The 737-nt window shown below is 48.7% G+C and carries 1 protein-coding gene; it reads right to left on the bottom strand.

All coding sequences use genetic code 11. From position 1 onward, the window contains the following. Positions 1–707, bottom strand: a 707-nt coding sequence (locus LKK83_RS01670; RefSeq protein ID WP_324629019.1) for a S8 family peptidase, incomplete at its 3' end; no start/stop codon positions are given. Positions 708–737: the final 30 nt, after the last annotated feature.

Here is a 737-nt window from a genome sequence, read left to right on the forward strand (position 1 = left end):
GCTTGACCCAACGCCGACATCACACCACCGTCATTCCCAGCAGCGGCCACAATCATGACGTTATTCTGACGTGCATACTCGATCGCCGCTCGTTCTTGAGGCGTAAACTCATAACGAGTCGTCACATTCCCCTCAGCATCTATTTGAGTCAAATCCATACTCAAATTCACCACCGCATTGGGTTGACCTGACGCTTTCGCTGCATCCACAAATTCTACTAGCGATTCGGCCCATTTGCCAGAACCGATCGCGCGTCCCGCCCAAATCGGCGCATCGGGATTAATCCCATCAATGCCAATTCCATTGTCTTTTTGAGCGGCAATCAATCCTAACACATGGGTGCCATGTTCGTTGCCTTCACCTTCTGCCAACAACGGGTTATCATCTCCATCCACCCGGTCTTGGCCTAAAATAATCCGGGAATAGTCAATATCGGGATTATTGGCACTAAATCCGGTCTCGATAACACCAACTAATGGTTGAGAAGTTTCGGAAAATTCAAAGGTTTCCGGTTCAGCCGGTGCGGGGGGTGCTTCTCGCACTACCATATCTTCGACTCGCGCAATTAAAGCCGAAGTATTCTCGCTGACGGGAGTTGCATTTTCCTGATTCTTCAAGCTTTCGGTCAGGGTTTCTAGCCGTTCCATTAAGGAAGTGCTAATCGGATTTCCACCGGAAATCTCTGCATCGGCTTCTCGTTGTTTCAAGGTTTGAGTTAAGTTTTCTAACCGAGAAAT

Source organism: Phormidium sp. CCY1219, from assembly GCF_035615515.1.
Classification (GTDB): Bacteria; Cyanobacteriota; Cyanobacteriia; order Cyanobacteriales; family Laspinemataceae; genus CCY1219.